General features: G+C 30.0%; 20 protein-coding genes. 8 read left to right on the top strand and 12 right to left on the bottom strand.

Annotation, left to right across the window (positions count from 1 at the left end; genetic code table 11):
- Window positions 1-9: 9 nt before the first annotated feature.
- The 5 genes from Q0731_RS02030 to Q0731_RS02010 all read left to right on the top strand — a co-directional run bounded on the left by Q0731_RS02030 (window position 10) and on the right by Q0731_RS02010 (window position 8,627).
- Window positions 10-1,536 (top strand): RagB/SusD family nutrient uptake outer membrane protein, encoded by a 1,527-nt coding sequence (locus Q0731_RS02030; RefSeq protein WP_299059155.1) that lies wholly within the window; start codon window positions 10-12, stop codon window positions 1,534-1,536.
- A 17-nt stretch (window positions 1,537-1,553) separates the two neighbouring features.
- Complete coding sequence (locus tag Q0731_RS02025) at window positions 1,554-2,714, top strand: hypothetical protein (protein ID WP_299059153.1); 1,161 nt, start codon at window positions 1,554-1,556, stop codon at window positions 2,712-2,714.
- Between the two features lie 37 nt (window positions 2,715-2,751).
- Complete coding sequence (locus Q0731_RS02020; protein WP_299059151.1) at window positions 2,752-4,113, top strand: endo-1,4-beta-xylanase; 1,362 nt, start codon at window positions 2,752-2,754, stop codon at window positions 4,111-4,113.
- 171 nt (window positions 4,114-4,284) lie between these two features.
- A complete protein-coding gene (locus Q0731_RS02015) occupies window positions 4,285-6,912 on the top strand; it encodes a glycoside hydrolase family 3 C-terminal domain-containing protein (RefSeq protein ID WP_299059149.1) in 2,628 nt (875 codons plus the stop codon).
- A gap of 278 nt (window positions 6,913-7,190) precedes the next feature.
- Window positions 7,191-8,627, top strand: coding sequence for a T9SS type A sorting domain-containing protein (locus Q0731_RS02010; RefSeq protein ID WP_299059147.1), 1,437 nt, complete (start codon window positions 7,191-7,193; stop codon window positions 8,625-8,627).
- Window positions 8,628-8,920: 293 nt separating this feature from the next.
- Here Q0731_RS02010 and Q0731_RS02005 read toward each other — a convergent pair whose 3' ends face one another.
- The gene (locus tag Q0731_RS02005; RefSeq protein WP_299059145.1) at window positions 8,921-13,072 is read right to left on the bottom strand and encodes a hybrid sensor histidine kinase/response regulator transcription factor; all 4,152 of its coding nucleotides are present in this window, start codon (window positions 13,070-13,072) and stop codon (window positions 8,921-8,923) included.
- Between the two features lie 405 nt (window positions 13,073-13,477).
- Here Q0731_RS02005 and Q0731_RS02000 point away from each other — a divergent pair, with 405 nt between their 5' ends.
- Window positions 13,478-13,831: a hypothetical protein gene (locus tag Q0731_RS02000; RefSeq protein ID WP_299059414.1), complete on the top strand. Its 354-nt coding sequence runs from the start codon at window positions 13,478-13,480 to the stop codon at window positions 13,829-13,831.
- Window positions 13,832-13,870: 39 nt separating this feature from the next.
- Here the strand turns inward: Q0731_RS02000 and Q0731_RS01995 are convergent, their stop codons facing one another.
- From Q0731_RS01995 to Q0731_RS01970, 6 genes are all read right to left on the bottom strand, one after another.
- Complete coding sequence (locus Q0731_RS01995) at window positions 13,871-14,341, bottom strand: CBS domain-containing protein (protein WP_299059144.1); 471 nt, start codon at window positions 14,339-14,341, stop codon at window positions 13,871-13,873.
- 171 nt (window positions 14,342-14,512) lie between these two features.
- Window positions 14,513-15,940, bottom strand: coding sequence for a pyruvate kinase (pyk, locus tag Q0731_RS01990; protein ID WP_299059143.1), 1,428 nt, complete (start codon window positions 15,938-15,940; stop codon window positions 14,513-14,515).
- 2 nt (window positions 15,941-15,942) lie between these two features.
- The gene (locus Q0731_RS01985) at window positions 15,943-16,392 is read right to left on the bottom strand and encodes an IPExxxVDY family protein (RefSeq protein WP_299059141.1); all 450 of its coding nucleotides are present in this window, start codon (window positions 16,390-16,392) and stop codon (window positions 15,943-15,945) included.
- A gap of 112 nt (window positions 16,393-16,504) precedes the next feature.
- Window positions 16,505-17,242 (bottom strand): ribonuclease III, encoded by a 738-nt coding sequence (gene rnc, locus Q0731_RS01980; RefSeq protein ID WP_299059139.1) that lies wholly within the window; start codon window positions 17,240-17,242, stop codon window positions 16,505-16,507.
- A 6-nt stretch (window positions 17,243-17,248) separates the two neighbouring features.
- Complete coding sequence (gene fabF, locus Q0731_RS01975) at window positions 17,249-18,502, bottom strand: beta-ketoacyl-ACP synthase II (RefSeq protein ID WP_299059137.1); 1,254 nt, start codon at window positions 18,500-18,502, stop codon at window positions 17,249-17,251.
- Between the two features lie 6 nt (window positions 18,503-18,508).
- The gene (locus tag Q0731_RS01970; RefSeq protein WP_004569249.1) at window positions 18,509-18,745 is read right to left on the bottom strand and encodes an acyl carrier protein; all 237 of its coding nucleotides are present in this window, start codon (window positions 18,743-18,745) and stop codon (window positions 18,509-18,511) included.
- A 172-nt stretch (window positions 18,746-18,917) separates the two neighbouring features.
- On the opposite strand from Q0731_RS01970, the gene Q0731_RS01965 reads away from it, so the two are divergent.
- Window positions 18,918-19,490, top strand: coding sequence for a phosphoribosylglycinamide formyltransferase (locus Q0731_RS01965; RefSeq protein WP_299059135.1), 573 nt, complete (start codon window positions 18,918-18,920; stop codon window positions 19,488-19,490).
- Window positions 19,483-20,118, top strand: coding sequence for a ribonuclease H family protein (locus Q0731_RS01960; RefSeq protein WP_299059133.1), 636 nt, complete (start codon window positions 19,483-19,485; stop codon window positions 20,116-20,118). Before Q0731_RS01965 ends, Q0731_RS01960 begins: the two co-directional genes overlap by 8 nt.
- 374 nt (window positions 20,119-20,492) lie before the next feature.
- Here Q0731_RS01960 and Q0731_RS01955 read toward each other — a convergent pair whose 3' ends face one another.
- From Q0731_RS01955 to Q0731_RS01935, 5 genes are all read right to left on the bottom strand, one after another.
- Window positions 20,493-21,233 carry a succinate dehydrogenase/fumarate reductase iron-sulfur subunit gene (locus tag Q0731_RS01955; protein WP_299059131.1) on the bottom strand — a complete coding sequence of 247 codons (741 nt, stop codon included), beginning with the start codon at window positions 21,231-21,233 and terminating at the stop codon, window positions 20,493-20,495.
- 65 nt (window positions 21,234-21,298) lie between these two features.
- The gene (locus Q0731_RS01950; RefSeq protein ID WP_299059130.1) at window positions 21,299-21,676 is read right to left on the bottom strand and encodes a four helix bundle protein; all 378 of its coding nucleotides are present in this window, start codon (window positions 21,674-21,676) and stop codon (window positions 21,299-21,301) included.
- A 52-nt stretch (window positions 21,677-21,728) separates the two neighbouring features.
- Complete coding sequence (locus tag Q0731_RS01945; RefSeq protein WP_299059128.1) at window positions 21,729-23,726, bottom strand: fumarate reductase/succinate dehydrogenase flavoprotein subunit; 1,998 nt, start codon at window positions 23,724-23,726, stop codon at window positions 21,729-21,731.
- 12 nt (window positions 23,727-23,738) lie between these two features.
- A complete protein-coding gene (locus tag Q0731_RS01940) occupies window positions 23,739-24,413 on the bottom strand; it encodes a succinate dehydrogenase cytochrome b subunit (RefSeq protein ID WP_299059127.1) in 675 nt (224 codons plus the stop codon).
- 490 nt (window positions 24,414-24,903) lie between these two features.
- Entirely contained in the window at window positions 24,904-26,766 is a 1,863-nt protein-coding gene (locus Q0731_RS01935; protein WP_299059125.1) for an SLC13 family permease, read from the bottom strand.
- Window positions 26,767-26,819 lie beyond the last annotated feature (53 nt).

Genomic DNA, 26,819 nt, shown 5'->3' with positions numbered 1-26,819 from the left:
ATTTTAAAGATGAAAAGTATTTACAAAATTTTATTGTTGTCATTATTTATTTTAGTGACAGTTTCTTGCTCTAAAGATTTTTTAGAACAGCCTGTAGAAGACGCTATAGTTTCTGATAATTTTTACAATACAGACGATCAATTACTAAGTGCAAGTGCAGCATTATATGGTAGACCTTGGTTTTATTATAATGATAAGTTTAGATGGGCAATGGGAGATTCTTATTCAGGTAATTCTGTTGGTAGCTTTGAAGATCTTGTGCAATTTGTAAATTTTGCAATGAACCCTAACAATACCTATATGATTGAAGGTTGGGAATCTTACTGGGTAGTTGTTACCGTTTCTAATTCTGTACTAAAAGCAATAGATGAAAGTTTAGGTGACGAAGTTACAGAACAAGCAAAAAATACAGCAAAAGGAGAAGCTTTATTTATGAGAGCGGTTGCATATTTTCACTTAGTTCGTTTATGGGGACCATTACCAATTTTAGATAAAATAACAATAGACAATAATGATCCATTACAAAAAAATACTGTAGAAAGTATACATCGTTTTATTAGAGAAGATTTAGAAATGGCAGCACTATTGCTTCCATTAGAGCAAGCTACTCGAGGTAGAGTTGGTAAAACAGCAGCATGGTCTTATTTAGCCAAACTACACTTAACCTTAGAAAATTATGGTGATGCACGTACGTATTCAGAACTAGTAATTAATAGTGGTTTACATGCTTTAGAAACAGAATATCATCAGCAATTTGTAGATCCAACTTACGAAAACATTAATAACGAATCTATATTTGCATTACAATGGTTTGTAAACTGCTCTCTTTGGGGAACTCAAAATACAAACCAAGCCTATTTTGCAGCATCAGGAACTATTACAAAATCTGGCGATGGTTGGGGTACTTGCCAACCTAGTGTAGATTTACAAAGAGCTTATGAAACTTCAGATAAAAGACGTTATTGGACATTAATGGAACCTGGCAGTAGTTATGAGGAGCTAGATACAGCAAATGGAGGATATGTTGTACCAGCTTCTGGATTAACATCTACAATAGCAGGTTTTAGAAAATACATTGCAGGCTCTCCAGATGAATTTGCAAATGTATGTTTTATGCGTACAGAATTACCTACACACATGATGCGTTATGCAGAAGTTTTATTAATACAGGCAGAAGCAATTTTAAATGATGGAGATTTTACAACAGATCCAAATGCATTAAGTGCCATAAACACGGTTAGAAGAAGAGCCGGTTTACCAGTAAAAACAGTAATTACATTAGATGATATTTTACAAGAACGTAGAATAGAACTAGCCTTAGAAAGTAAATATTGGTTTGATTTACAACGAATTGATAGAACAAAAGCAATAGGCATTATTTCTAATCAAGAAAGGGGCGTAAACATTGGTGATAATCCAAACCAAGTAAGTTCTAATAAAATAACACCTAGTGAAAGCGATTTTTTATTTCCAATTCCATCAGGTGATGCAAGCTTTATATCCAAAGATGAACCTGTAGATTTCTACGCTAATTAACTAACAATACAACTATTATGTTAAAACGATTTTATTTTTTAACGCTATTAATTTCAGGATTTACATTATTAGTTTCCTGTGAAGATGAAGATACTGTGCCAGAAATTGCAGTTCTAATAGCACAAACCTCAGACACTGCAATTACTTTAAACACTGGTTTTCCTGGAGATTTAATAACGGCAGAAGGAATGGATTTAAGTGATTTAAATGCTATTGTATTTGATAATACTGTAACAACAGTCTACAATCCTGCTCTTAATTCTGATGTTGCTCTTTTTTTTACAGTTCCTTTTGATGAAGAAAAAGGAAGCCGATTTGGAGAACAAACAGTCAACTTTTCTTTTAAGTCTAAAGAGTCTGTAAGCCATACTTTTACAATTCTTCAACCAGAACCAGAAATATTAAAAACAATACCAGCACTTCCATTAGTAGGTGAGGTGGTAATCATAGAAGGTGAGTGGTTACATAATACTTCAGAAATACTTTTTGAAGAAACTCCTTTAACATTTACACAATTAGATGGTTCTAGAATTTCTTTAGTAATACCAGAAACAATTACTGAGCCTAGAGGAACTTTAACCTTAACAACCTCTGGAGGAGTTGTAAATAGAACTATTAATTTCGATTTAGGTTTCGAATTATTTTTAGTAACAGACTTTGATGGTGGAGGTATTCTATCAAACCCTTGGCAATCTTTTGGTGATGTAGCTTCTGAAGCAGTAATTGAAGGAGATGCAGACAGTGATGGAGACTTTTATGAATTAGTATGGGATGGAGATTTATCATCTGGCTTTATTGTATCTCAATCAGATGCTTCTTTTGTACCTCTTATTCCTTCAGAAAGTTTAGAGGGTAAAACAGTAAACGATGTGTTTTTAAGAATTGATGTAAATTGTGGAAACACACCAAACACAACTCTAAACTTTATTATTGTAGATGGTCCAAACGATTCTTCTGACGGAAATGTAAACTGGCAATATTCTTTCTTAAAAGAAACCTGTGAATGGGAAACTATTGAAGTGAATTTAAGTCAATTTGGTTATGGATACAACCCATCTAATTTAGATAGAAAAATAAATATTAAAAACATTTTAAGAATAAAAGCAAGTACCAACATTTATGGAGATCCTGCTGAGCAAAGTATTCAGTTTGATAATGTAACCTTAATTGTAAAATAAATCAGTAAAAATAAAAATCATTAAATAAGAATATCTAATGAAAAAATACAGAACTATATACCTATTGATAACCTTAATGTTTACGTTAGGCTTTAATTCTTGTGAAAAAGAAGACGCAGAAATTGAATTTGATACAATACCAGTTGCAAACGAAGCACTAGATATTAGACCTACAGAATTTAGAATTTCATGGCAGCCTATTTTTAGATCTTCTGGTTATCAGTTAGATGTATCTTTAGACGAAACATTTTCAACATTTGTATCAGGCTATAATTCAAAATCAATTAATGGGTTTCAAGAAATTATTACAGACTTATCAAATAACACAAGGTATTTTTACAGAGTAAGAGGTCTTTTAAACGGAGTACCAACAGAAAATTCTAATGTAGTTAGTGTTGTAACACGTTTTATACCAGATGAAGTTATTACCTTAAAATCTAGTGCATCTAACTTTTTTGTAGGAGTGGCTGTTAATCCAGATCGAATAGCAGATTCTCAGTATATGGAAGTATATGAAAGAGAATTTAATAGTGTAACTGCAGAAAATGCTATGAAAATGGCAAATATAATTACTGGTATAGATGCTATGATGAATATTAGTTACGATTGGTCTAAAGCAGACGCAATTGTAGACTATGCAGAAGAAAAAGGAATGAACATTCATGGACACGCATTAATTTGGCATGAAAGTGTACCAAATGCTCTAACAAACTTTACAGGAACAGATGCACAATTTGAGGCTATTGTAGAAGATTATATAACCACTACTGTAACAAGATATAAAGATAAAGTAGATTCTTGGGATGTTGTTAATGAGGCTATTATAGACAATTCAACCAGTTTAAGAGCTAGTATTTTTAGACAAAAAATGGGAGAAAATTATTTAGAAAAATGTTTTCAGTTTGCCAGAAATGCAGACCCAAATGTAAAACTATTTTATAACGATTATAATATGGTTACAGATCCTTTAAAAAGATCTGGTGCATTAAGAGAAATCGATAAATTAATTGCTAGTAATTTATTGGATGGTGTAGGGTACCAAATGCATATTAACATAGAAAACCCAAGTGAAGCAGAAATGCAAACAGCAACTAACGAATTGGTAAGTAGAAATGTACTAATTCATTATTCTGAGTTAGATGTACGAACAAATTTAAACGGACAAAGTACAACATTTACAGAACAAAGATCTTTTGCACAAAGTGATAAGGTTAGAGAAGTAACAAGAGTGTATAATAGCATACCAGATGCCAATAAATACGCCTTAACTTTATGGGGTTTAAAAGATGATGATTCTTGGATTACACCAAGGTTTAATGTTTTAGATTGGCCTTTATTATTTGATAACGAGTTTGGTAAAAAAGAAGCCTACTCTGGTTTTATAGAAGGTTTACAATAAATATAAAATCCGCAGAAGCTTAAAACTTTTGTAGATTTACTATTTTTTTTTAATATGATGCAAAGGTACATCCATAAAAAACCTTACTCTTAAATAAGTAATTAAAAAAACTAGATTTTTTAGAGAGAAAACCTTCTAGTACTAGTTTTTATGTTTTATGATAATAAAAGTATGATAAAAATAAATTTTAATAAGATTGCCCTTTTTGCTGTTAGTATATTATTCTTTTTTGCTTGCGCAAAAAATGCTCCAGAAAAAAAAGTAGAAACTATAAATTTTGAAATAAAAGCCAAAGAATTGGTTGCTGCCATGACTTTAGAAGAAAAAGTGTCTCAAATGAGTCATGCTTCTCCTGCAATAGATAGATTAGATATACCAGAATATAACTGGTGGAATGAGTGTTTACATGGAGTTGGAAGAGCAGGAAGAGCAACCGTTTTTCCACAAGCAATTGGTTTATCTGCAACTTTTGATAGAGATCAAATATCTAAAATATCAACTATTATTTCTGATGAAGCACGTGCAAAACATCACGAATTTGCTTCTAGAGGAAAAAGAGGTATTTATCAAGGGTTAACCTACTGGACACCAAATATTAACATTTTTAGAGATCCAAGATGGGGAAGAGGAATGGAAACCTATGGAGAAGACCCATATTTAGCAGGAGAATTGGCAGTGCGTTTTATTAAAGGTTTGCAAGGAGATGATCCTAATTATTTAAAATTAGTAGCTACTGCAAAACATTTTGCAGTACATAGTGGACCAGAAGTAGATCGTCATCGTTTTAATGCAACTCCAAGTCCACAAGATTTTTTAAATACCTATAGTCCTCATTTCGAAAAAGTTGTAAAAGAAGCTAAAGTATATTCTATTATGTGTGCTTATAATAGTTTTAATGGAAAACCTTGTTGTGGCAACAAAGATTTAAGTAATTTACTAAGAGAAGATTGGGGTTTTGATGGATATATTGTATCTGATTGTTGGGCAGTGAGAGATTTTTATGATGAAGGAGCTCATGAAATTAGTGCAAACGCCAAAGAAGCCTCTGCAGTTGCAGTTAAAGCGGGTACAGATTTAAATTGCGGAAACTCTTATCCTGCTTTAGTAGAAGCAGTAAAAGAAGGTTTAATTACAGAACAAGAATTAGATGTTTCTCTTGTAAAACTATTTGTTGCACGTTTAAAATTAGGGTTATTTGCTCCTAAAGGAGATGTAAAATATGAAAACATATCCTATGATGTTGTAGATTCTGAAAAGCATAGATTAGCTTCTTTAGAAACTGCTAGAAAATCGATGGTATTATTAAAAAACGAAGGAAATTTACTTCCTTTAGATAAAAATAAAATCAAAAAAATAGCTGTAATTGGTTCTAATTCAGACGATTTAGAAGTACTTTTAGGAAACTATAATGGATACCCAACAGACCCAATAACTCCACTAGAAGGTCTTAAACGTAAATTACCCAATGCAGAAGTTTCATTTGCAGTGGGTAGCAAATTAGCAGAAGGTTTACCTGTATTTGAAGCAATGCCAGAAAGTGTTTTGTTTACTGATAATTCCTTAAAAATGAAGGGTTTAAAAGGAGAGTATTTTGATAATATTTCTTTTGAAGGAACACCAAAACATACAAGAATAGATAAAACGGTAGATTTTACGTGGAGAACAACACCTCCTTTTAATGATATGAGTTATGACAAATACTCTGTAAGATGGACAGGTACATTAGCTGTAGATAAAACAGGTAATTATGCTTTAGGTGGCGAAGCTTTTTCATCAATGAAATTATATTTAGACGGAAAACCAATGATTACTTTTCATAATCAGCATCATCCCAAAAAAGTTTATGAATATATTCAATTAAAAGCTGGTAAAAAATACCAAATTAAATTTGAATGTGTACAAAACAATACAGAACATTCTATTATGAGATTGTTATGGGAATCGCCTAAAGAAAACTTAGAAAAAGAAGCAATTACACTTGCTAAAGATGCAGATGTTGTTGTTTTATGTATGGGAATTAGCCCTCTGTTAGAAGGTGAAGAAATGAAGGTAAAGGTTGAAGGTTTTGGAGGCGGAGATCGTGTGCACACAAAACTGCCAGAGACTCAGACAGATTTAATTAAAAAAATTATAAAATTAGGGAAACCAACCATTCTTGTTTTATTAAACGGAAGTGCGTTGTCTATTAATTGGGAAAATGATAATGTACCAGCAATTATAGAAGCTTGGTATCCTGGACAAGCTGGTGGAACAGCGATTGCAGATGTAATTTTTGGAGATTACAACCCTGCAGGTAGATTGCCTGTAACTTTTTATAAAGATATTAATGATATACCTGCTTTTAGCGATTATAAAATGCAAGGAAAAACATATAGATATTTTAAAGGAAAACCATTATATGAGTTTGGTTACGGATTAAGTTTTACAACTTTTAAATACACAAATCTGCAAATTGCAAAAACCATAAATATAAATGAAGATTTTACAGTAAATGTAACAGTAGAAAATGTTGGCGATTTTGATGGAGAAGAAGTAGCACAGGTTTATATTCATAACTTAAATACAGATCAATACAACCCGCATAAAACATTGGCAGAATTTCAAAGAGTTGCTTTTAAATCTAAAGAAAAAAAGGTTTTAACTTTTAAAATTGATAAAGATCAATTAACCTCTGTAAATAAAGAAGGGGAGAAAGTAATTGTGCCAGGAATCTATAAAATTTCTGTTGGAGGTGCTCAATATTCTTTAGAAAGAGAGCAAAAAGGATTTGTTATAAGTAAAAATTTAACCATTCAATAAATAGTTTTTATTACTTAATATTTTTAGGTAGTTAAGATTATTTAAATTTTAAAAACAAGTATATATTAAAACACTTAAACATTAATTATCAAACAATTAAGCTGTTTTTATTTACAATTTTGATATAAATTCAACATTTTTATCATTCTTTGCTACAATATTTATAGTATACAAATCTAATTAGCAATACTTTTAAATCAATAATTAATCATGTATGTATTTTCGATTTTAATAAAAAAGCATTCGAAAATTTGACATATCTTAAAAAACTTTACATTATGAAAAAACTATTACTTTTATTTCTATTTTTCACTGCTTTTGCAAATGCACAATCAGGTAGCATATCAATTGTAAGTATTCCTACAGAAGCAAATCCAGGACAAACTTTTGACGTAACTTTTGAATACACATCTGATGTTGTTGGAACGTATGAACTACAATTTGTTCCATTAGGAGCAGATGATCAACCAATTTGGGGTCAAAATGTAACGTATACTAACGAACCAACAGCAATAAATGAGACAGCTGCACAGGTTACCGTTTCTATAACTTTACCAGAAGATATTACATTAACGGCAGATTTAACAAGCCCTGCTGTTTCATGGGGTTTATTTGGTAAAATTGCAGGTAGTGCTGGAGATATTGCATATCTAGGACCTTATCCAAAAGTAAATGTGATTGCTGCTGGTTCTGGTGGAGGTAATGGTGGAGGAGAAGTGGTAACTCCTGCAGGAACTATTGCTTTTACAACTCTTCCTACAGATTTAGCAAAAGGGGCTACTTTTGATGTAACTTTTGAATACACATCTAACGTTACAGGAGTTTATGAATTACAATTTATACCAATGGGTGAAGATGGTCAGCCAGTTTGGAGTATGGAAAATAAAGCATTTGCTTCTGCACCAATTGCAGTAAATGAAACAGCAACTCCTGTAACAGTTTCTATGTCTATACCAGATGATATTACATTAACTACAGATTTGGCTAGTCCTGCTGTAGCCTGGGGTCTTTTTGGTAAAATAGCAAACAGTAGTGGAGATATTGCCTATGCACCTTCTTATCCTTTAGTAAATGTTACTGAAACTGGATCAGGTGGAGGAGAAGTAGTAAATCCTGCAGGAACGATTTCTATTCTAAGTTTTCCTACAGAATTGGCAAAAGGGGCCACTTTTGATGTAACTTTTGAATACACGTCTAACGTAACTGGGGTTTATGAATTACAATTTATACCAATGGGTGAAGATGGTCAGCCAGTTTGGAGTATGGAAAATAAAGCATTTGCTTCTGCACCAATTGCAGTAAATGAAACAGCAACTCCAATAACAGTTTCTATGTCAATACCAGATGATATTACATTAACTGCAGATTTGGAAAGTCCTGCAGTTGCCTGGGGTCTTTTTGGTAAAATAACAGATGGTACAAATGATATTGAATACATTTCTCCTTATCCTCAAGCAAATGTAGTGGCAACATTAAGCTTAAAAAATAATGTTTTTGATGCAAATACTATTTTTTATAACTCTACAGCTAAAACATTAGAAATTAATACAGAAAATATGGAGGCTAAATCTTTACAAATTTATAATATTTCAGGTAAAAATGTATTGAATATTAGCAACGCTAAAAACAGTTCTAGAATAGATGTTTCTTCTTTAGCAAAAGGAATTTATATTGTAAAATCTGAAGCAAAGTATTTTAAATTTTTAAAGCGATAATTACTTAAAAATTTTATAATTTTAAAAACCAGTCTAATTCAATTAGACTGGTTTTTTTATTTTTTTTAAAACGAAAAGAATGATTTTTCACTTAAAATTACAAGGTGTTTTTAAAGCAGAAAAATTATAAGTAATTTTTAAAATAGTCTTTTAAAAAAGAGCTTTTAATGCTTAATTTAAGAAACAAAACATATTATTACAATTGTATTAGTAAGTTTTATATCATACATAAAAATAACCTTACTTAATATGAATGATTCTTAAAATAATTAAACCCTTATAGATTAATTATTTTAAGAATTCTGTGGTCTTTCTAATTCAGTTGGCAGTACACCAAACTCAGATTTAAAACATTTGGTAAAATAAGATGGGGATGAAAAGCCCACTTTAAAACCAATTTCTCCAATAGAATCATACCCATTTTCAATTAATTCTTTGGCTTTAAGCAAGCGTATTTTACGTATAAATTCATTAGCAGTTTGTCCAGTAAGAGCTTTAATTTTTCGGTAAAGTTGACTTCTACTTAAAATTAATTCTTCGGCTAAAGATTCTACGCCTAATTGACTGTCTTGTAGGTTTTTATTGATATATTTTAATACTTTAGCAATAAACTCTTTGTCTAAAGAAGAGGTATGTGTTGGTGTTTTAAAAGCATTGGTACCACTAGCATATTTATCAAATAAAATTTGTCTACTATTTATCAATCGTTTTAATTGAGTTTTTAAAATATCGGTTTTAAAAGGTTTGTTCATATAAATGTCTGCCCCAGATTCAATTCCTTTAATCCAATCATCTGTCATTGTTTTTGCAGAGAGCATTAAAACAGGTATATGACTTGTTTTTATATTCTCTTTTAATTTTTTACAAAATTCATAACCATCCATTTTTGGCATCATTACATCAGAAATAATTACATCAGGAGCTTTTTTATCGCTTAATTTTAAAGCTTCTAATCCATTTATTGCAACTATAATATTATAATCATTTTTTAATTCGTTACTTAAATAGTTTCTAAGCTCTACATTGTCTTCAACAATCATAACTGTTTTCTTTTTTATGATTTCATCTTTGATTTCTTGAGTTGTTTTTGAATTATGATTTATAGGAGTTGTTTTTGAATTATTATTTTGCTTGCTTGGTATAAAAATTTCTGAAGGAGCAAAATGACTATTTCCTTGAGCTAAAAAAATATGAAAAGTAGTACCCACATCTTCTGTACTTTCTACTTCTATTTTTCCTTTATGCAAATTGGTAAAGTTTTGTACAACCTCTAAACCAATACCTGTGCCACCATAATATTGGCTATTCATTTCTTTTACTTGGTAAAAACGCTCAAATATTTGGTCTATTTCTTTTTGTTTAATACCAGAACCTGTGTCTGTAATACAAATTTCAATTACGGAAATAGGATTTTCAGAATCAATTAATGGTAATATTTTTTTCTCTTCAGGAATAGATATTTCAATTGTTATCATGCCTTTTTCTGGAGTTACTTTAAAGGCATTAGAAAGAATGTTGAACAATATTTTTTCTAACATACCAGGATCTGCCCAGACTGTTAGGAAATTAATATTAGATTTTGTGAAAAATTTAATGTCTTGCTGCTCTGCTTCTTCTTTAAAGTAACTAGAAACTTCGTTAATAAATGCCACAGCTTCAATTTCACAAGCATTAACTGTTAATTTATTAAATTGTAGTTTTCTAAAATCCATCAACTCGTTAATTAATCTTGTTAAACGCGTTGTGTTTTTGTAGATAATATTGTGTTTTTCTTTTACATAATCGGGTAATTGTAATGTTTTATCTTTAATGATATCTTCTAACGGATTCAACATTAATGTTAAAGGCGTTCTAAATTCATGAGAAATATTGGTAAAAAACTGAATTTTTTTATCGTTTAATTCATCTTCTTGTAACCTTTTATCGCGTTCAAATTTAATTAAACGTTTTTCTTGAATTCTAACATTTATAATTTTGTAAGCAAGATAACTAACAAGTAAAATAAATAGTATATAAGAGAATATTGCCAAAGGAGAAATCCACCAAGGTGGAAGAATTGTAATTTTTAAAGTTGCAGGTTTTTTGTTCCAAACACCATCATTATTTGCTGCTTTTACTTTAAAAAGATATTCGCCATAACCAATATTTGTATAAGTGGCTGCAGTAATATCTTCTACATAATTCCAATCTTTTTCAAAACCTTCTAAATAGTAGGCATATTTATTATTTTCTGATCTTGTATAGTTAATACCAGCATAAGAAATTGTAAAAACAGATTGTTGGTGTGTAAGTGTAATTTCTGATGTTTCTGAAAGGACACTTTTTAAAGGAGAATTTTTATCATTAATAGATACCGATTTATTAAAAAGCTTAAAATCAGATAAATATATTGAAGGCTCAAAAGGGTTGGTTATAATTTCTTTTGGATTAAAATAGTTAATACCAGCATAATTACCAAAATATAAGATTCCGTTTTCATCTTCTAAAACGGCGTTGTTATTAAAATCATTACTCAATAAACCATCATTTACAGTGTAATTTATAAATGTATAATTAGCCTCTAATTTAGACAATCCTTTATTTCCTCCCAGCCATAAATTACCATCTTTAGATTGAATAATAGAGGCCACTGTTCCTAGTTTTAAGCCCTCATCTTTCCCAAAGTTTTTAACTCTTTTATTGATTAAGTTAAATTGAAATAACCCATTTCCATCTGTTCCAATCCATAAATTATTATTAGCATCTTCATACAAAGATAAAATTGAAGTCAAATTTTTAATTTCATGTTCAGATTCTGATGAAATTAAGTCTTCTATAGCATAAACTTTTCTGTCTTTATTATCTTTAATAACTTTATACAAACCTCTTGTGGTGCCTAACCAAACAGCATTATTTGAATCTACAAAAACACTACGTATATTGCTATAAATTATTTTATGGTTTACAAATGATTGGCTATTATAATATTTAAATTCTTGCGTTTTTAAGTTGTAAGAATGCAATCCCTTTAAAAAAGACCCTATCCAAATAATGCCTTCTTTATCTTCAGCGAAACTTAAAATTCTATTAGATGTAATATTGCCATTGGTATTGCTAACATTGTAATTGATAAATTGATTACTTCCTTTTTTAAGAAAATAGATTCCTGTATTCCAAGTACCAATCCAAACATTAAATTTGCTATCTATAAAAACAGTTTGCACATCTAAACCCGCTAAACCTTTTATGGCAGAACTTATTTGGTCTGTAATATGAGAAAATTTCTTGTTGTTTAGATTGTAAATATCTAAACCTCCTCCATCCATTCCAATCCAAAGTCTGTTTAAATTGTCTTTTGCAATGCTTGTAACCGATTTAGATTGCAAAGAATTTGGCATATTAGGTAAGCTTTCAATATCATTAAATTTATCATAATATTGATCATATACTTCTACACCATTATTATAAAAACCAACCCAAATTCTACCTGCACTGTCTTTATATAAAGACCAAATAGAATTAGACTTAATGCTGTTTTTGTCAAATTTATTGTACTTATAATTTTTTAAGATCTTGCCATTAGAGTTTACATGAAAAAGACCATCGTTTTCTGTTCCGCAAAAAATACTTTGATTGTCGTTTATCAATAAAGCAAGTATTCTTTTACTTGTAATATTAAAAACCTCAATGTTATAGTAGTAATTTGTTCCCATAGAAACTTTAATCAAACCACTAGCAAGTGTTCCAATCCAAATAGCACCATCTTTATCAATTACAAGAGATTCAATAGCATTTTTTACATGATCGATACCATTTTTGGTATCAAAAGCAGCCAAAGTCATGCTCATTTCTGCATCATTATAATAAAACAAACCTAAATTACTTGCTATATATATTTTACCATTATTGTCTTTTACAATTTGGTTGATGAGTAAGTCTGGAAACGTAGTTCTATTTCCAAAAATAACTTGTTTACTCTCAAAAGTAGTTTTGTTTATTAAAAAAACACCATTTTCATGCGTTCCAACCAATAAATCACCATTTTTGGTTTCTAAAATTGCATAGACATGAATACTTTGGTTTGATTTTTTTTGTAGTGCGATTTGCTGAAATATATCTAGTTTTCTATTGTATAAATTTAAACCAGATTCAGTTCCAATCCATAATCTTTTAGATTGGTCTATGTAAGTACAATTTACAATAGAACTACTTAAAGAGTTGGGGTTGTTTTTTTGTTGAAGATAAGATGTGTACTCAAAACTATTGTATTTTTGTAAACCAGCACCATTGGTTCCCATCCAAATAAAGCCTTTATGGTCTTCTATAATACTTGTAATAGCTCTCTTTGTAACGGTTTCTTTATTTACAAAAATATAATCTTTAGTGACTGTTTGTGAGTTTATAAAACCAATAGACAATAAGAAAAAAATAAAAAAAGAATTGATATTTTTAAAATTAAGAATCATTATTAAATGTAATTTTTTAAATTTTGTTATTCTGATAAAAAAATAGAAATAAAAACGTTAGAAATTTAATATTTAATGAAAAGAAAATAGATGTTTCTTATTTAGAGACATTAATTATATATACTAATTATTGATTACAATTTGTTTTTTACAAACTCAATATTATAACTTTTGTAGCATGATTAATAACATATTTTGATATGTTTTTAAAACTTTTGAAGCATTATGTTTTTTTAGTATAGATAATAGCTTGAGTTATTGTTTATAATATAATTAGTATTAAGTGAATCTAAATTAGTGGTAATGATACTATTTAATATTTATGGATGTTTAAATTTTGATAAAAAACCGTTTAAAAACGGATAAATTATGAGTACTTTAGGACTTAGTAAATCCAATAATGCTATGGAAAAAAGAAAGTGTTTAGAATGTGAAGAAGCTGTAAAAGGAAGAATTGATAAAAAATTCTGTTCAGATTATTGCAGAAATGCTTACAATAATCGAGTAAATAAAGACAGTAAAAATCTGATAAGAAATATTAATAATCGTCTTAGAAAAAATTATAAAATTTTATCAGAATTAAACCCAACAGGTAAAACTAAAGTATCTAGAACCAAGTTATATGATAAAGGTTTCGACTTTCAGTTTTTTACATCTATTTACAAAACAAAAACAGGAAATACCTATTTTTACATTTATGATGAAGGTTATTTAGCTCTAGAAAATGAAACTTTTTTACTTATAAGAAAAGAAAGATAAATTTACAACAAAGGAATATATTCCTTTGTTGTAAATAAGTTACCCATTCCAGGTATTTCCTTTTACGGTAATTGCAGCTTTTAAAACATCTTTCTGGCTTAATTGGCCAATTAATTTACCGTTTTCTACAACAGGAAACCTTCTTCTGTGCGTAGTAATAAACTTAAATGCAGCATCAAAAATATTCATATCTTTATCAATAGTGTCAACAGCAGTTACCATATTATTACCTACTGTATTATTAATATCTGTAGGCATATTGTAATATTTACTTTCAGAAATATGTTTGATACAGTCTGTTTCAGAAATAATTCCGATCAATTCATTTTTATCATTTACAACAGGTGCACCAGAAATTTTATTGGTAATTAATTGATTAATTACATGGTGTAAAGAATCTTCTGCTTTAAAAGTAATTAATTTTTTAGTCATATAATCAGACACTAAAATTTGTGCATCTTCTTTTCCCTGACTTGCGTCTCTTTTTCCTTGGAAGCTTTTAATGGCCATAATTTTTATTTTTAGTTATCTTTAAATTTAACGATTTTTCTGTTTTACACAAACTTAACAGCAAGTTTTTTTTTCAAATTAGGAAAAGTAGTTTTTAACAAATAAAAATTGATGCATAAAAAAAGCATCCTGATTTCTCAAGATGCTTTTGTATTATATAAAAAAATAGTTTTATTCTATTTCAGAAACTCTTAAAGTATTAACCATTCCTTGAGCTTCTGCAGGCATAGAGGTTAGGTTAATCATTAAATCACCTTCTTTAACGTATCCTTTTTCTTTAGATATTTTATTAATATCAACAACTGTTTCATCTGTAGTTAAGTTTGCATCATAATAAAATGCTTTTACACCCCAAAGTAAATTTAGTTTTCCTAAAATTCTTCTTTCTGAAGAAAACACTAATATTTTGGCTTGTGGCCTCCAAGCAGATATTTGAAAAGCAGTATAACCACTTCTAGTAAGTGTAGAAATAGCTGCTGCATCTATGTTATTTGCCATTAATGCTGCGTGATGACAAACAGATTTTGTTATAAATCTATTCGTTCTAATATGTGGTGCTTCATGTGGTACTTTAATCATTCTAGAGTTTTCTACGGCTTTGATAATTTCTGCCATTTTTTGAATTACTCTAACAGGGTGTTTACCTACAGAAGTTTCTCCTGAAAGCATTACAGCATCTGCACCATCCATAATAGAATTTGCAACATCATTTACTTCTGCTCTTGTTGGTACAGAATTTTCAATCATTGTTTCCATCATTTGAGTTGCAATAATTACAGGAATTCTTGCTCTCTTAGCACGTCTCACTAATTTTTTCTGAATTAAGGGAACATCTTGCATAGGAATTTCTACTCCTAAATCTCCACGAGCAACCATTAATCCATCACAATAAGGTATTAAAGCATCTATATTTGCAACAGCTTCTGGTTTTTCTATTTTAGCTATTACAGGTACTCTATACTCTGAATGTTTATCAATTAAATCACGTAGCATTCTTAAATCTTCAGGAGTTCTTACAAAAGAAAGTGCCATCCAATCTACATTTAATCCCAATGCAAAAACAGCATCTTCTTTGTCTTTTTCTGTTAAAGCAGGTAAAGAAATAGCTGTATTAGGTAAGTTTACTCCTTTTTTAGAATTTAGAGGACCACCAACAATTGTTTTTACAACTACAGCTTTGTCTTTATCTGTAGAAACAACTTCAAAAAGCAATTTACCATCATCAACCATAATGTTTTCGCCAACTTTTACATCTTTAGGAAAGCGTTGATAAGTCATAAATGCTCTTTCCTTATTTCCAATACATTTTTCTGTTGTAAATGTAAATAAGTCTCCGTCATTTAAAATAACATTATCTTCCATAACACCAACACGTAATTTTGGCCCTTGTAAATCTGCTAAAATAGCAACGTTATACCCTTGCTCTTCATTAATTTCTCTAATGGTTTTTACAGTTTTTTTAACGTTTTCATAATCTGCATGAGAAAAGTTAATTCTAAATACATTAACACCTTCTCTGGCTAATTCTGTTAACTTTTCTTTACTATCTGTAGCAGGACCTAAAGTTGCAACTATTTTGGTTTTTTTGTATTCTCCCATATTTAAAATATTAAAAAGTCTTTTGACTTTAGTGTGTTTTTATCTATTGAATATGCTGTTATGACATTATCAATACTTTTAATTTTATTTATTGTTTTTAAAACAAACTCATTTTCAAATTCTCCATAAATTTTTATAAAGAAATCAACCTTTTTCTTTTCTGGAATTAGGTGTGTTTTTGTTTCTGATGTTAGTAATAATTGATTAGATACTGTTTGATTTTCTTCTCTATAACTATTTGCAATTAACAACCAATCAATATGATATTCTAAATTCTCATAATTATAAACAGAAAAAGAAGCGTTCTTTTTTTCTATTATAAATTCTAAATCTTCTTTTGTTTTACAAAACCTTGTGTTAAGATTTTTATTTAATAAGTAGGCAAGTTTATAATCTTCTAATGTAGAATGGATTCCTATTAAAGAATATTCTTCTTTGGAAAAATCGTCCATTTCTAAAGCGTGTACCTGCATAAATTATAACTAATAAAAGTTTTTATGAGTTAGCTAAATTACTAATTGTTTATGAGTTTTAGTGTTAATTTAACGAAAACGTTATCGTGAATTAGTTTAAATTTATTTCTTTTTGGAAAGTAAAAAACACACGTTTTGCAGCTTGTTCTTCTGCTTTTTTCTTTGAAGTAGCTCTTCCTTTTGCAATTTGCTGCCCATCTATACTTATTTTAACACTAAAATGTTTAATGGTTTCATTTCCAGTATCTTCATAAGTATCAAAAATGTATTTTTTCTTTTCTTTTTGGCACCATTCTATAATAAGTCCTTTATAACTTGTTATTTTACCTTCTAGTTTTTCAATATCAACATAAGGTATAATTACATTTTTATAGATAAATTTTTGACAAGTATTATAGCCTTTATCTAAATAAATAGCTCCTACTAAGGCTTCAAAAATATTACCATGAATATTATCACTTACGTTAGCTTGGTCTACATTACTTTTTACAAAACGGATTAAATTAAAATCTTTACCCAATTCATTTAGATGTTCTCTACTAACAATCTTAGATCTCATTTGTGTAAGATACCCTTCACTACCTGTAGGTACTTTTTTGTATAGGTAAGAAGCAATTATTGAACCTAATATAGAATCGCCTAAAAATTCTAAACGCTCATAATTGATAGGAATCCCTTTTTTGTCTGTAATTTGCAGAGATCTGTGTGTAAATGCTTTTTTGTATTTATTTAACTTTTTTGGAGAGAATTTAAGAATTTTTTTTAGTTCGATATACAATTGTACATCCTCTTTATTGAGAGGTTTTACTATGTTACGAATAAAACTCATAAAAAATTATTCTTCTAGCTTTCTAAATGCTACACAAGCATTATGACCACCAAAACCAAACGTATTACTCATAGCCACTTTAATGTCGCGTTTTTGAGCTTTATTTAATGTTAAGTTTAATTCTGGATTTATATTTTCATCTATATTTTCATGGTTAATAGTTGGTGGCACAATACCATGTTTCATAGCTAAAATTGAAGCGATAGATTCTATAGCTCCTGCAGCACCCAACAAATGACCTGTCATAGATTTTGTAGAGTTGATATTAATATTTTTGGCATGATCACCAAAAACTTGTGAAATTGCTTTTAATTCTGCAACATCTCCTAAAGGAGTAGAAGTACCATGAGTGTTGATATGGTCTACATCTTCTGGTTTAATGCCAGAATTTTCTAAACAATTTTCCATTACAGCAACTACACCAATTCCTTCTGGATGTGGAGCTGTTATATGATAAGCATCAGAAGACATTCCTCCTCCAATAACCTCTGCATAAATTTTTGCTCCTCTGGCTTTTGCATGTTCGTATTCTTCTAAAACAATAGCTCCTGCTCCTTCTCCTAAGACAAAACCATCACGTTCTGCATCAAAAGGTCTTGAGGCTGTTTCTGGGCTTTCATTTTTTGTAGATAAAGCTTGTAAGGCGTTAAAACCTCCTATACCTGAAATTACAACTGCAGATTCAGAACCTCCAGTTATTATTACATCACAAGTACCTAAACGAATATAATTTAAAGCATCTATCATTGCATTTGCAGAGGATGCACATGCAGAAACTGTAGTATAATTTGGTCCCATAAATCCATTTTTAATGGAAATATTACCAGGTGCAATATCTGCAATCATTTTTGGGATAAAGAAAGGATTAAATCTTGGAGTACCATCTCCAGCACCAAAATTAATAGCTTCGTTTTGAAAAGTTTCTAAACCTCCTATTCCTGCTCCCCAAATTACGCCAACGCGAAATTTGTTAATTACTTCTAAATCTATTTTTGCATCTGCAATTGCTTCATCTGAAGCTACCATTGCATATTGCGTAAATGGATCCATTTTACGTGCGTCCTTTCTATTAATAAAGTCGTTTACGTTAAAGTTTTTTAATTCACATGCAAAACGAGTTTTGAACTTGGCAGCATCAAAACGTGTAATAGGTGCTGCACCACTAACTCCGTTAACTAATGCTTCCCAATATTCTTCAATATTATTACCAATTGGCGTTAATGCGCCAAGTCCAGTGACTACAACTCGTTTTAACTGCATATAAATTTACTTTTTAGCTTCTTCAATATAGCTTACTGCTTGACCAACTGTACCGATGTTTTCAGCTTGATCGTCTGGAATTTGAATATCGAATTCTTTTTCGAATTCCATAATTAATTCAACAGTATCCAAAGAATCTGCTCCTAAATCGTTTGTGAAGCTAGCTTCTGTTGTTACTTCATTATCGTCTACTCCTAATTTGTCTACGATAATAGCTTTTACTCTTGATGCAATGTCTGACATAATTTTGTTTGTTTTTAAAATTTTAATCGGGGCAAAAATACAAATCTTAGCAATTAAAACTAATATTTGTCCCAAAAATGATTCTTAAAAGTAAATAATTTTTTTTAATCTTTACTTAAATTAATCAATTTGTTAATATTTATTCTTTTTTTTGTAGCTTAGAATGTAAGTTATGAAGCGTATTGTTATTTTTGCATCTGGTTCTGGAACGAACGCAGAAAACATTATTAAGTTTTTTAATCATACTAAAACCGCTAAGGTTACTAGTGTGTTTTGTAACAATGAACATGCCAAAGTATTTGAAAGGTGCAACAATCTAAATGTCAATTGTTTACACTTCAATAAAGAAGCTTTTTTTATTTCGGATGAAATATTAAATACCTTAAAAAAAGAGGCTGATTATATTGTTTTAGCAGGTTTTTTATGGAAAATTCCACCCAAAATTATTGATGCATTTCCTAATAAAATCATTAATATTCATCCTGCATTATTGCCAAAATATGGTGGAAAAGGAATGTATGGAATGCATGTACATAAAGCTGTAAAGGAAAATAAAGAAACAGAAACTGGTATTACAATTCACTATGTTAATGCTAATTATGATGAAGGTGCTATCATTTTTCAGGCAAAAACAGCTCTTTTAGCAGAAGATTCACCTGAAAAAATTGCTGAAAAAATTCACATTTTAGAACAACGTTACTTTCCTAGAATTATTGAAGATATAATTTTAGAAATAAATGAGTAAAAAAAAGTTTTACGTAGTTTGGAAAGGACATAAAAAAGGGGTATTTACTTCTTGGAAAGTGTGTAAAAGACAAATTGATGGTTTTGAAGGAGCACAGTACAAATCTTTTGCCAATTTAGAGGAAGCTGAAATTGCATCCAAAGGAAAATATGATGATTATGTTGGTAAAAACACAAAAAAACCTATGTTATCATCTGAACAAAAAGAAAAAATAGGCAGACCTAATTTAGAAAGTATTTCTGTGGATGCTGCTTGTTCTGGAAATCCTGGAAAAATGGAATACAGAGGTGTTTTAACGCATAATAAACAACAACTTTTTATAAAAGGTCCATTTGCTAAAGGGACTAACAATATTGGCGAATTTTTAGCTTTAGTGCATGGCATTGCTCTTTTAAAAAGTAAAAACAAAGAAAATATACCTATTTATTCTGATTCTAAAATTGCCATAAGTTGGGTTAAACAGAAAAGATGTAAAACCAATATGCATTTTGATGCTTCGAACAAAGATTTATTAGAGTTGATAAAAAGAGCAGAAAAATGGCTGAAAGAAAATACTTATAAAAATCCAATTTTAAAATGGGAAACCAAAGTTTGGGGAGAAATTCCTGCGGATTTTGGGAGGAAATAATTAAGTTGCTTCTGTTAAAATGACAACTTTTTACTTCGATTGAAAAAAGAAGTCTAACAATTACAATTAGCTTGCATAAACTTTTGTATAATCGATTGTGAAATCTTCCTTCTACTAAAAGAAAATGTTGTGAGTAAAAAAATTACTAGCTTACAAAAAGATTTTACTTGTCACTTTCAAGTAACGTTAATTTTTATGAGGGAGTTTAGCTTCAAATATTTATATTTAAATATAAAGTAAAAACCCAAAACGAAGTTTGTTTTGGGTTTTTTATTTTATTATGAGTAAAAATTTAATATTTCTTACTTGTAACAAGTAATATTATTTAGCACTTTTAGCTAATAAATTATTACGCTACTATTTGTAATTACTTATTAAATAGAAGCTTTCATCAATTCTCTATTCATACGAGCAATGTTGTCTAAAGAAATTCCTTTAGGGCATTCAACTTCACAAGCACCTGTATTTGTACAATTTCCAAACCCTTCTAAATCCATTTGAGCAACCATGTTTTTAACACGATCTGCAGCTTCTACTTGTCCTTGAGGTAATAAAGCATACTGAGATACTTTTGCACCAACAAATAACATTGCAGATGAGTTTTTACAAGTAGCAACACAAGCACCACAACCAATACAAGTTGCTGCGTCCATTGCTGTATCTGCATCTTGTTTAGGAATTGGAATTGAATTTGCATCTTGGGTATTACCAGATGTATTTACAGAAATATAACCTCCTGCATGTTGTATTCTATCAAAAGCAGATCTGTCTACTACTAAATCTTTTACTACAGGAAAAGCAGCTGCTTTCCAAGGCTCTATAGTAATGGTATCTCCATCATTAAACATTCTCATGTGTAATTGACAAGTTGTTACACCTCTGTCTGGGCCATGTGCTTCTCCATTAATATACATAGAACACATACCACATATTCCTTCTCTACAATCATGATCAAATGCAACAGGTTGTTCTCCTTTATTAATGATTTGTTCATTTAGAACATCCATCATTTCTAAGAAAGACATGTGATCTGAAACGTCTGATATTTGATAATCGACCATTTGACCTTCAGAATTAGCGTCTTTCTGTCTCCAAATTTTTAATGTAAGATTCATAGTTTATGTGTTATTTTGTTATTAGTTATTTAGTTATTTTGGTAAAACCAAACAACACTAACTTTTTATTTTAATTTCTGACTTTTCAAATACTTAATGTATCCGTTTAAAATCAAAAGTGTTTTATTATGCAATTTTCTTAATTCTTCTAATATTTCAATAGAAATATAATTTTCATCAAAAGCTATAATTCCATGATCTAAAGTTTCAAATAAAGAGCCTCTAGCTATTCTACAAAACTGAATGTTTTCTTGAAAATGAAACCTTCCATACCCTTCTGCTATATTATTACTTACAGAACGATAACATCTTTTAATTTGGTCTGTTAAAGCATATCTTTCATCTTTAGGAAAATTTGGTATTATTGATTTGGACACAAACAATCTTAATTCTCTAGCTGCTTTCCAACAAGTCAACTCTTCAAAAGATTTAAAACTACCCATTAAATAACATTTTTCCTAAATAACTTTAATAACACATTAACTTAATAACCAATTACTTGTAAGAACGTTCTTTAACTTCTATATTCTCATACTCTAAAGCCTCCTTATGCAAAACAGCATCTTTAGGTTCACCTTTATATTCCCATGCAGAAACAAATTGAAATTCTTTCAATCTTTTTGCTTCTCCATCTTCTGTTTGGTGTTCTTCTCTAAAGTGTCCACCAGCAGATTCTTCTCTTACTAAAGCGTCTTTTGCAAACAATTCTCCTAATTCTAAGAAATCTGCAACTCTACCTGCTTTTGCTAATTGCTCATTATATTCAGTATCGGTTCCAGGAACGTTTACATTTTGCCAAAAATCTTTTCTAAGATCAGAAATTTCTTGAATCGCTTTTTCCAATCCTGCTTTATTTCTAGACATTCCACATTCATCCCACATAATTTTTCCTAATTTTTTGTGGTAATAATCTACTGAATGCGTTCCTTTATTGTTGATAAAAAAGTCAATTCTTTCTTTAACTTCTTTTTCTGCAGCTTCAAATTCTGGAGTTTCTGTTGATATTTTTCCTGTTCTAATATCATCAGATAAATAATCTCCAATAGTGTAAGGCAATACAAAATAACCATCTGCTAAACCTTGCATTAATGCTGATGCTCCTAATCTATTTGCTCCATGATCAGAGAAGTTTGCTTCTCCAATTGCGTAACAACCAGGTATTGTAGTCATTAAATTATAATCTACCCAAACACCACCCATTGTATAGTGTACTGCAGGGTAAATCATCATTGGCGTTTCATACGGATTTTCATCTACGATTTTCTCGTACATCTGAAACAAGTTTCCATATTTTGCTCTAACAATTTCTTGCCCTAGTTCTTTTATTTTTGCATCAGAAGGATTGTTAATTCCTTGAATTTTTGCTTGTTCTGTTCCATAACGTACAAAAGACGCAGCAAAATCTAAATACACAGCTTCACCAGTTGCATTTACACCATAACCAGCATCACAACGTTCTTTGGCTGCTCTAGAAGCAACATCACGTGGTACTAAGTTACCAAATGCAGGATATCTTCTTTCTAAATAATAATCTCTATCTTCTTCCTTTAATTGTGTAGGCTTTAAAGTTCCTGCTTTTATAGCTTCAACATCTTTTAAATGTTTAGGTACCCAAATTCTACCATCGTTTCTTAAAGACTCAGACATTAAAGTTAATTTAGACTGATAATCTCCAGAACGTGGAATACATGTTGGGTGAATTTGCGTATAACAAGGGTTTGCAAAATATGCTCCTTTTTTATGCACTTTCCAACCAGCAGTTACGTTAGAACCCATAGCATTGGTAGATAAGAAATATACATTTCCATAACCACCAGAAGCAATAACAACTGCGTGTGCAGAGTGTCTTTCTATTTCTCCTGTAACTAAGTTACGTGCAATAATTCCTCTTGCTTTTCCATCTACAACAACAACGTCTAACATTTCATGTCTGTTAAACATTTCAATCTTTCCACGTGCAATTTGTCTGTTCATTGCAGAATATGCACCTAATAATAATTGCTGACCCGTTTGCCCTTTAGCGTAAAAAGTTCTAGAAACTAAAACTCCACCAAAAGAACGGTTGTCTAGCAAACCACCATAATCACGTGCAAAAGGAACACCTTGTGCCACACATTGATCTATAATGTTTGCAGAAACTTCTGCCAAACGATATACGTTTGCTTCACGAGATCTGTAATCTCCACCTTTTACAGTATCGTAAAATAATCTGTAGGTAGAATCTCCATCTCCTTGATAATTTTTTGCTGCATTAATTCCTCCTTGTGCAGCAATTGAATGTGCTCTTCTTGGAGAATCTTGGTAAGCAAATGCTTTTACATTGTAGCCTAATTCTGCTAAAGTTGCAGAAGCAGAACCACCTGCTAAACCTGTACCTACAACAATAACATCTATATGACGTTTGTTTGCCGGATTTACCAAATTAATTTTGTTTTTATAATCTGTCCATTTGTCTTTAAGTGGACCTTGAGGTACTTTTGAATCTAAAGCCATAATATTATAAGATTAATGGTTGATTAAATGATATACTGCTACAAAAATAAAACCTGCTGGAATTAAAATTGAATACACTATTCCTACTTTTTCTAATTTTTTACGTAAAGATGCTGCTCCAACAGATTGGAATGCTGATGTAAAACCGTGTGCTAAATGCAAACCTAAGAATACAAATGCTAAAACATAAGCACCAACTCTAAGTGGGTTTGTAAACTTGTGCACTAATTCTTCATGATATCTAAAGCCATCTACACCTGGCATAGTACCAGACCAATCTCCTTGTATAAATTTGGTATTGATTTCTGGAAACCAAAAATCTATAAAATGTAAAAGAATAAATGCTAAAATGGTAATTCCGCTTAAAATCATATTTCTGCTAAACCAAGTAGAATTAGCTGCGCCGTTATTTTTGGCATATTTAGCTCCATTTGCTTTGTTGTTTCTAATTTCTAAAATAAAACCCATTACAAAGTGAAAAACTACAGCAAAAATTAAAACAGGCTGCAATGCAAATTGCACAACTGGGTTTGTTCCCATAAAATGAGAAACCTCATTAAAAAGTTCGGGACTAAAAACCGATAAGATATTTATTGATAAATGTTGTAACAGGAAGAACATTAAAAAAAATGCTGAAAGTGCCATAGACACCTTTCTTCCAATTGAAGATTTGAAAAACCCGCTCATTGTATAGTTTAATTAAAATTGTTTGACAAAAATACGGCTAAAGAGTTTTGTAAACAAAGAATTTACATCGTTTTCGATAGTATTTAGAACTATTTTAAATAAAAACTACTTAGAAGGATAAACCTAATGAATTACTAGAGTTAATGTTAATTATTTTAACAAAACTAAGTATTTTGTATACGTATTAAATTAAGTATTATTGTTTTTTAACTATTTCTTTAATTTTTCGCAATTGTAAATACAACTTTTTTACCATTTAATTGATTAGATAAAACGAGACATTTATTATTTTCTTTTTAAAGACTTTTTAGAAATAATTTGATCATCACAAGTTAAAAAATTGCCTTTTCATATTTATTTAGAATCGCTTTAACAAAGAGTTTAATATTATGATTATTAGTCTATTAATCTGTAAATAATTCCATTTAAAATAATTAAAACACTCATAAAAATCAATAAAACAACAATTATTTTTATTGAATTGATATTATTAATGATAAGGCCAAATTATAGGAATCAATACAATACTAACTACAAAAAATATAAATAATAATATAGCACCACTTTTTAGATAATCTGTAAACTTATAATTCCCTGCATTCATTACCATTGTATTTGTTGGTGTGCCAAAAGGTGTTAAAAAAGCAGTGGAAGCACTTACTGCCAAAGCCATCATAAAAGGTAGGGGAGAATACCCTAATTGTAAAGAAGCAACCAATACAATTGGTGCCATTAAAATAGCAGTTGCTGTATTACTCATAACCTGACTTAAAAATGATGTAATTAAGAAAATACCTGCTAAAAAGTAGGTGGGGTGCATATCACCTAATATAGTAATCATAGAATCTGCAATGTATTTTGCACCTCCAGTTTTTTGGAGTGCAACTCCCATTGGTATCATACCTGCCATAATAATAATTACGTTCCAATTAATAGCTCTGTATGATTGATTCATATTGATACATCCACCTAAAACCATAATAAAAGCAGTTAATATTACTGTTATTGCTGATGAAAATGGTCCCCAAATAAACATAGTTACCATAAAAACCATTGCCAAAATAGAAATCACTCCTTTTCTGGTTACTTTTCCAATTTCTTTTGATAATTCTTCTGGAGAACCAATAATTAGAAAATCTCTACTTTCTTCTTGAATTGATTTAATATCCTCCCATTTAGCTCTAACCAAAATAGCGTCTCCTTCTTCTAAATCAAATTCTCTACCTCTAATTCTTTTATTGTGTCTGTTTAATGCCATTACTTGTAGTTTGTATTTTTCGCCAAACCTACCTGTATTAATATGTTTGCCTATATAGCTAGATTTTGGAGCTACAATCATTTCACAAATACCAACTTCATCAGAAAGTACATTATCTTTCATAAACTCTCCATCTATTTCTTCTAACTTGGTAGCTGCAACATTGTGTTTTTGAATAAATCTATTGATTCTGTTTTCACTACAATTTACAATCAATTCATCTTCTGCATGCAACTCTCTATCAAGATTTGGAAATTCATCTAAATCGTCTTTATGAAAGCCTACTTTTTTTAGAATTGTTGTTGTTTTGTCTTCGTGAGGAATAATTTTAATAATCGTAACTCCCATTGAAACTCCTAATTTTATTTGTTTAATGGTTTTACCAATTACAGAAGAATTAGGTCTAATTCTAACTCTCCAAAAGCCTTCAAATAATTGGTAAGAATCTTCAATATTTTGAATTGATTCATCTATATCTTCTAGTTTTCTAGATTGGTTATTTGGTAAAAGTTTTGTTCCAAAATAACGCATGTAAATTACAGTTAGCAGTAATAAAGGCAAACCAATGTATGCAAATTCAAAGAATCCAAATTCAGGTATTCCTGCATCTATCATTGCTTGGTTTGTAACAATATTAGTAGGTGTACCAGTTAAGGTTAATAAGCCTCCTGTTGCAGCAGCAAAAGATAAAGGAATTAACATTTTAGAAGCTGGGGTTTTTAACCTCCAAGCAGCTGCAATAATTACTGGCATTAAAGAAGCAACTGTACCTGTATTACTCATAAATGCAGATAAAATGGCAGAACCAATAATAATTAAAACCAATAATCTGTTAGAATTGTTTTTTGATAACGTAATAATTTTATTTCCAAGCCAAGAAGTTAACCCTGTTCTACTCATTGCCTCACCAACAATAAATAAACCAGCAATTAAAATAATACTTGAGTTGCTAAAGCCAGAAAAGGTTTCATTAACTGTTAAAATACCAGCCATACTTAAGGCCATCATACTCATAACAGCAACAATGTCTGGTCTTATTTTTCCTGATACAAAAAGTATAATTGTAATTCCTAAAATAATAAATGTACTTGTCATTGTTTGTTATTTGAAGCAACAAATTTAGATTGTACAATAACACAAGAACATGA

Source organism: uncultured Polaribacter sp., from assembly GCF_947497695.1.
Lineage (GTDB): Bacteria > Bacteroidota > Bacteroidia > Flavobacteriales > Flavobacteriaceae > Polaribacter.
This window is presented reverse-complemented; position numbering and strand designations above follow the sequence as displayed.

Excerpts from the sequence above, each read along its gene's own strand:
- Q0731_RS01935 (WP_299059125.1), bottom strand. The coding sequence starts at position 26,766 with ATGACAAGTACATTTATTATTTTAGGAATTACAATTATACTTTTTGTA.
- Q0731_RS01960 (WP_299059133.1), top strand. The coding sequence starts at position 19,483 with ATGAGTAAAAAAAAGTTTTACGTAGTTTGGAAAGGACATAAAAAAGGG.
- Q0731_RS01985 (WP_299059141.1), bottom strand. The coding sequence starts at position 16,392 with ATGGACGATTTTTCCAAAGAAGAATATTCTTTAATAGGAATCCATTCT.
- Q0731_RS02015 (WP_299059149.1), top strand. The coding sequence starts at position 4,285 with ATGATAAAAATAAATTTTAATAAGATTGCCCTTTTTGCTGTTAGTATA.
- Q0731_RS02030 (WP_299059155.1), top strand. The coding sequence starts at position 10 with ATGAAAAGTATTTACAAAATTTTATTGTTGTCATTATTTATTTTAGTG.
- Q0731_RS02005 (WP_299059145.1), bottom strand. The coding sequence starts at position 13,072 with ATGATTCTTAATTTTAAAAATATCAATTCTTTTTTTATTTTTTTCTTA.
- pyk (WP_299059143.1), bottom strand. The coding sequence starts at position 15,940 with ATGGGAGAATACAAAAAAACCAAAATAGTTGCAACTTTAGGTCCTGCT.
- rnc (WP_299059139.1), bottom strand. The coding sequence starts at position 17,242 with ATGAGTTTTATTCGTAACATAGTAAAACCTCTCAATAAAGAGGATGTA.
- Q0731_RS02020 (WP_299059151.1), top strand. The coding sequence starts at position 2,752 with ATGAAAAAATACAGAACTATATACCTATTGATAACCTTAATGTTTACG.
- Q0731_RS01995 (WP_299059144.1), bottom strand. The coding sequence starts at position 14,341 with ATGGCCATTAAAAGCTTCCAAGGAAAAAGAGACGCAAGTCAGGGAAAA.
- Q0731_RS01940 (WP_299059127.1), bottom strand. The coding sequence starts at position 24,413 with ATGAGCGGGTTTTTCAAATCTTCAATTGGAAGAAAGGTGTCTATGGCA.
- Q0731_RS01950 (WP_299059130.1), bottom strand. The coding sequence starts at position 21,676 with ATGGGTAGTTTTAAATCTTTTGAAGAGTTGACTTGTTGGAAAGCAGCT.
- Q0731_RS02000 (WP_299059414.1), top strand. The coding sequence starts at position 13,478 with ATGGAAAAAAGAAAGTGTTTAGAATGTGAAGAAGCTGTAAAAGGAAGA.
- Q0731_RS01945 (WP_299059128.1), bottom strand. The coding sequence starts at position 23,726 with ATGGCTTTAGATTCAAAAGTACCTCAAGGTCCACTTAAAGACAAATGG.
- Q0731_RS01955 (WP_299059131.1), bottom strand. The coding sequence starts at position 21,233 with ATGAATCTTACATTAAAAATTTGGAGACAGAAAGACGCTAATTCTGAA.
- fabF (WP_299059137.1), bottom strand. The coding sequence starts at position 18,502 with ATGCAGTTAAAACGAGTTGTAGTCACTGGACTTGGCGCATTAACGCCA.
- Q0731_RS02025 (WP_299059153.1), top strand. The coding sequence starts at position 1,554 with ATGTTAAAACGATTTTATTTTTTAACGCTATTAATTTCAGGATTTACA.
- Q0731_RS01970 (WP_004569249.1), bottom strand. The coding sequence starts at position 18,745 with ATGTCAGACATTGCATCAAGAGTAAAAGCTATTATCGTAGACAAATTA.
- Q0731_RS02010 (WP_299059147.1), top strand. The coding sequence starts at position 7,191 with ATGAAAAAACTATTACTTTTATTTCTATTTTTCACTGCTTTTGCAAAT.
- Q0731_RS01965 (WP_299059135.1), top strand. The coding sequence starts at position 18,918 with ATGAAGCGTATTGTTATTTTTGCATCTGGTTCTGGAACGAACGCAGAA.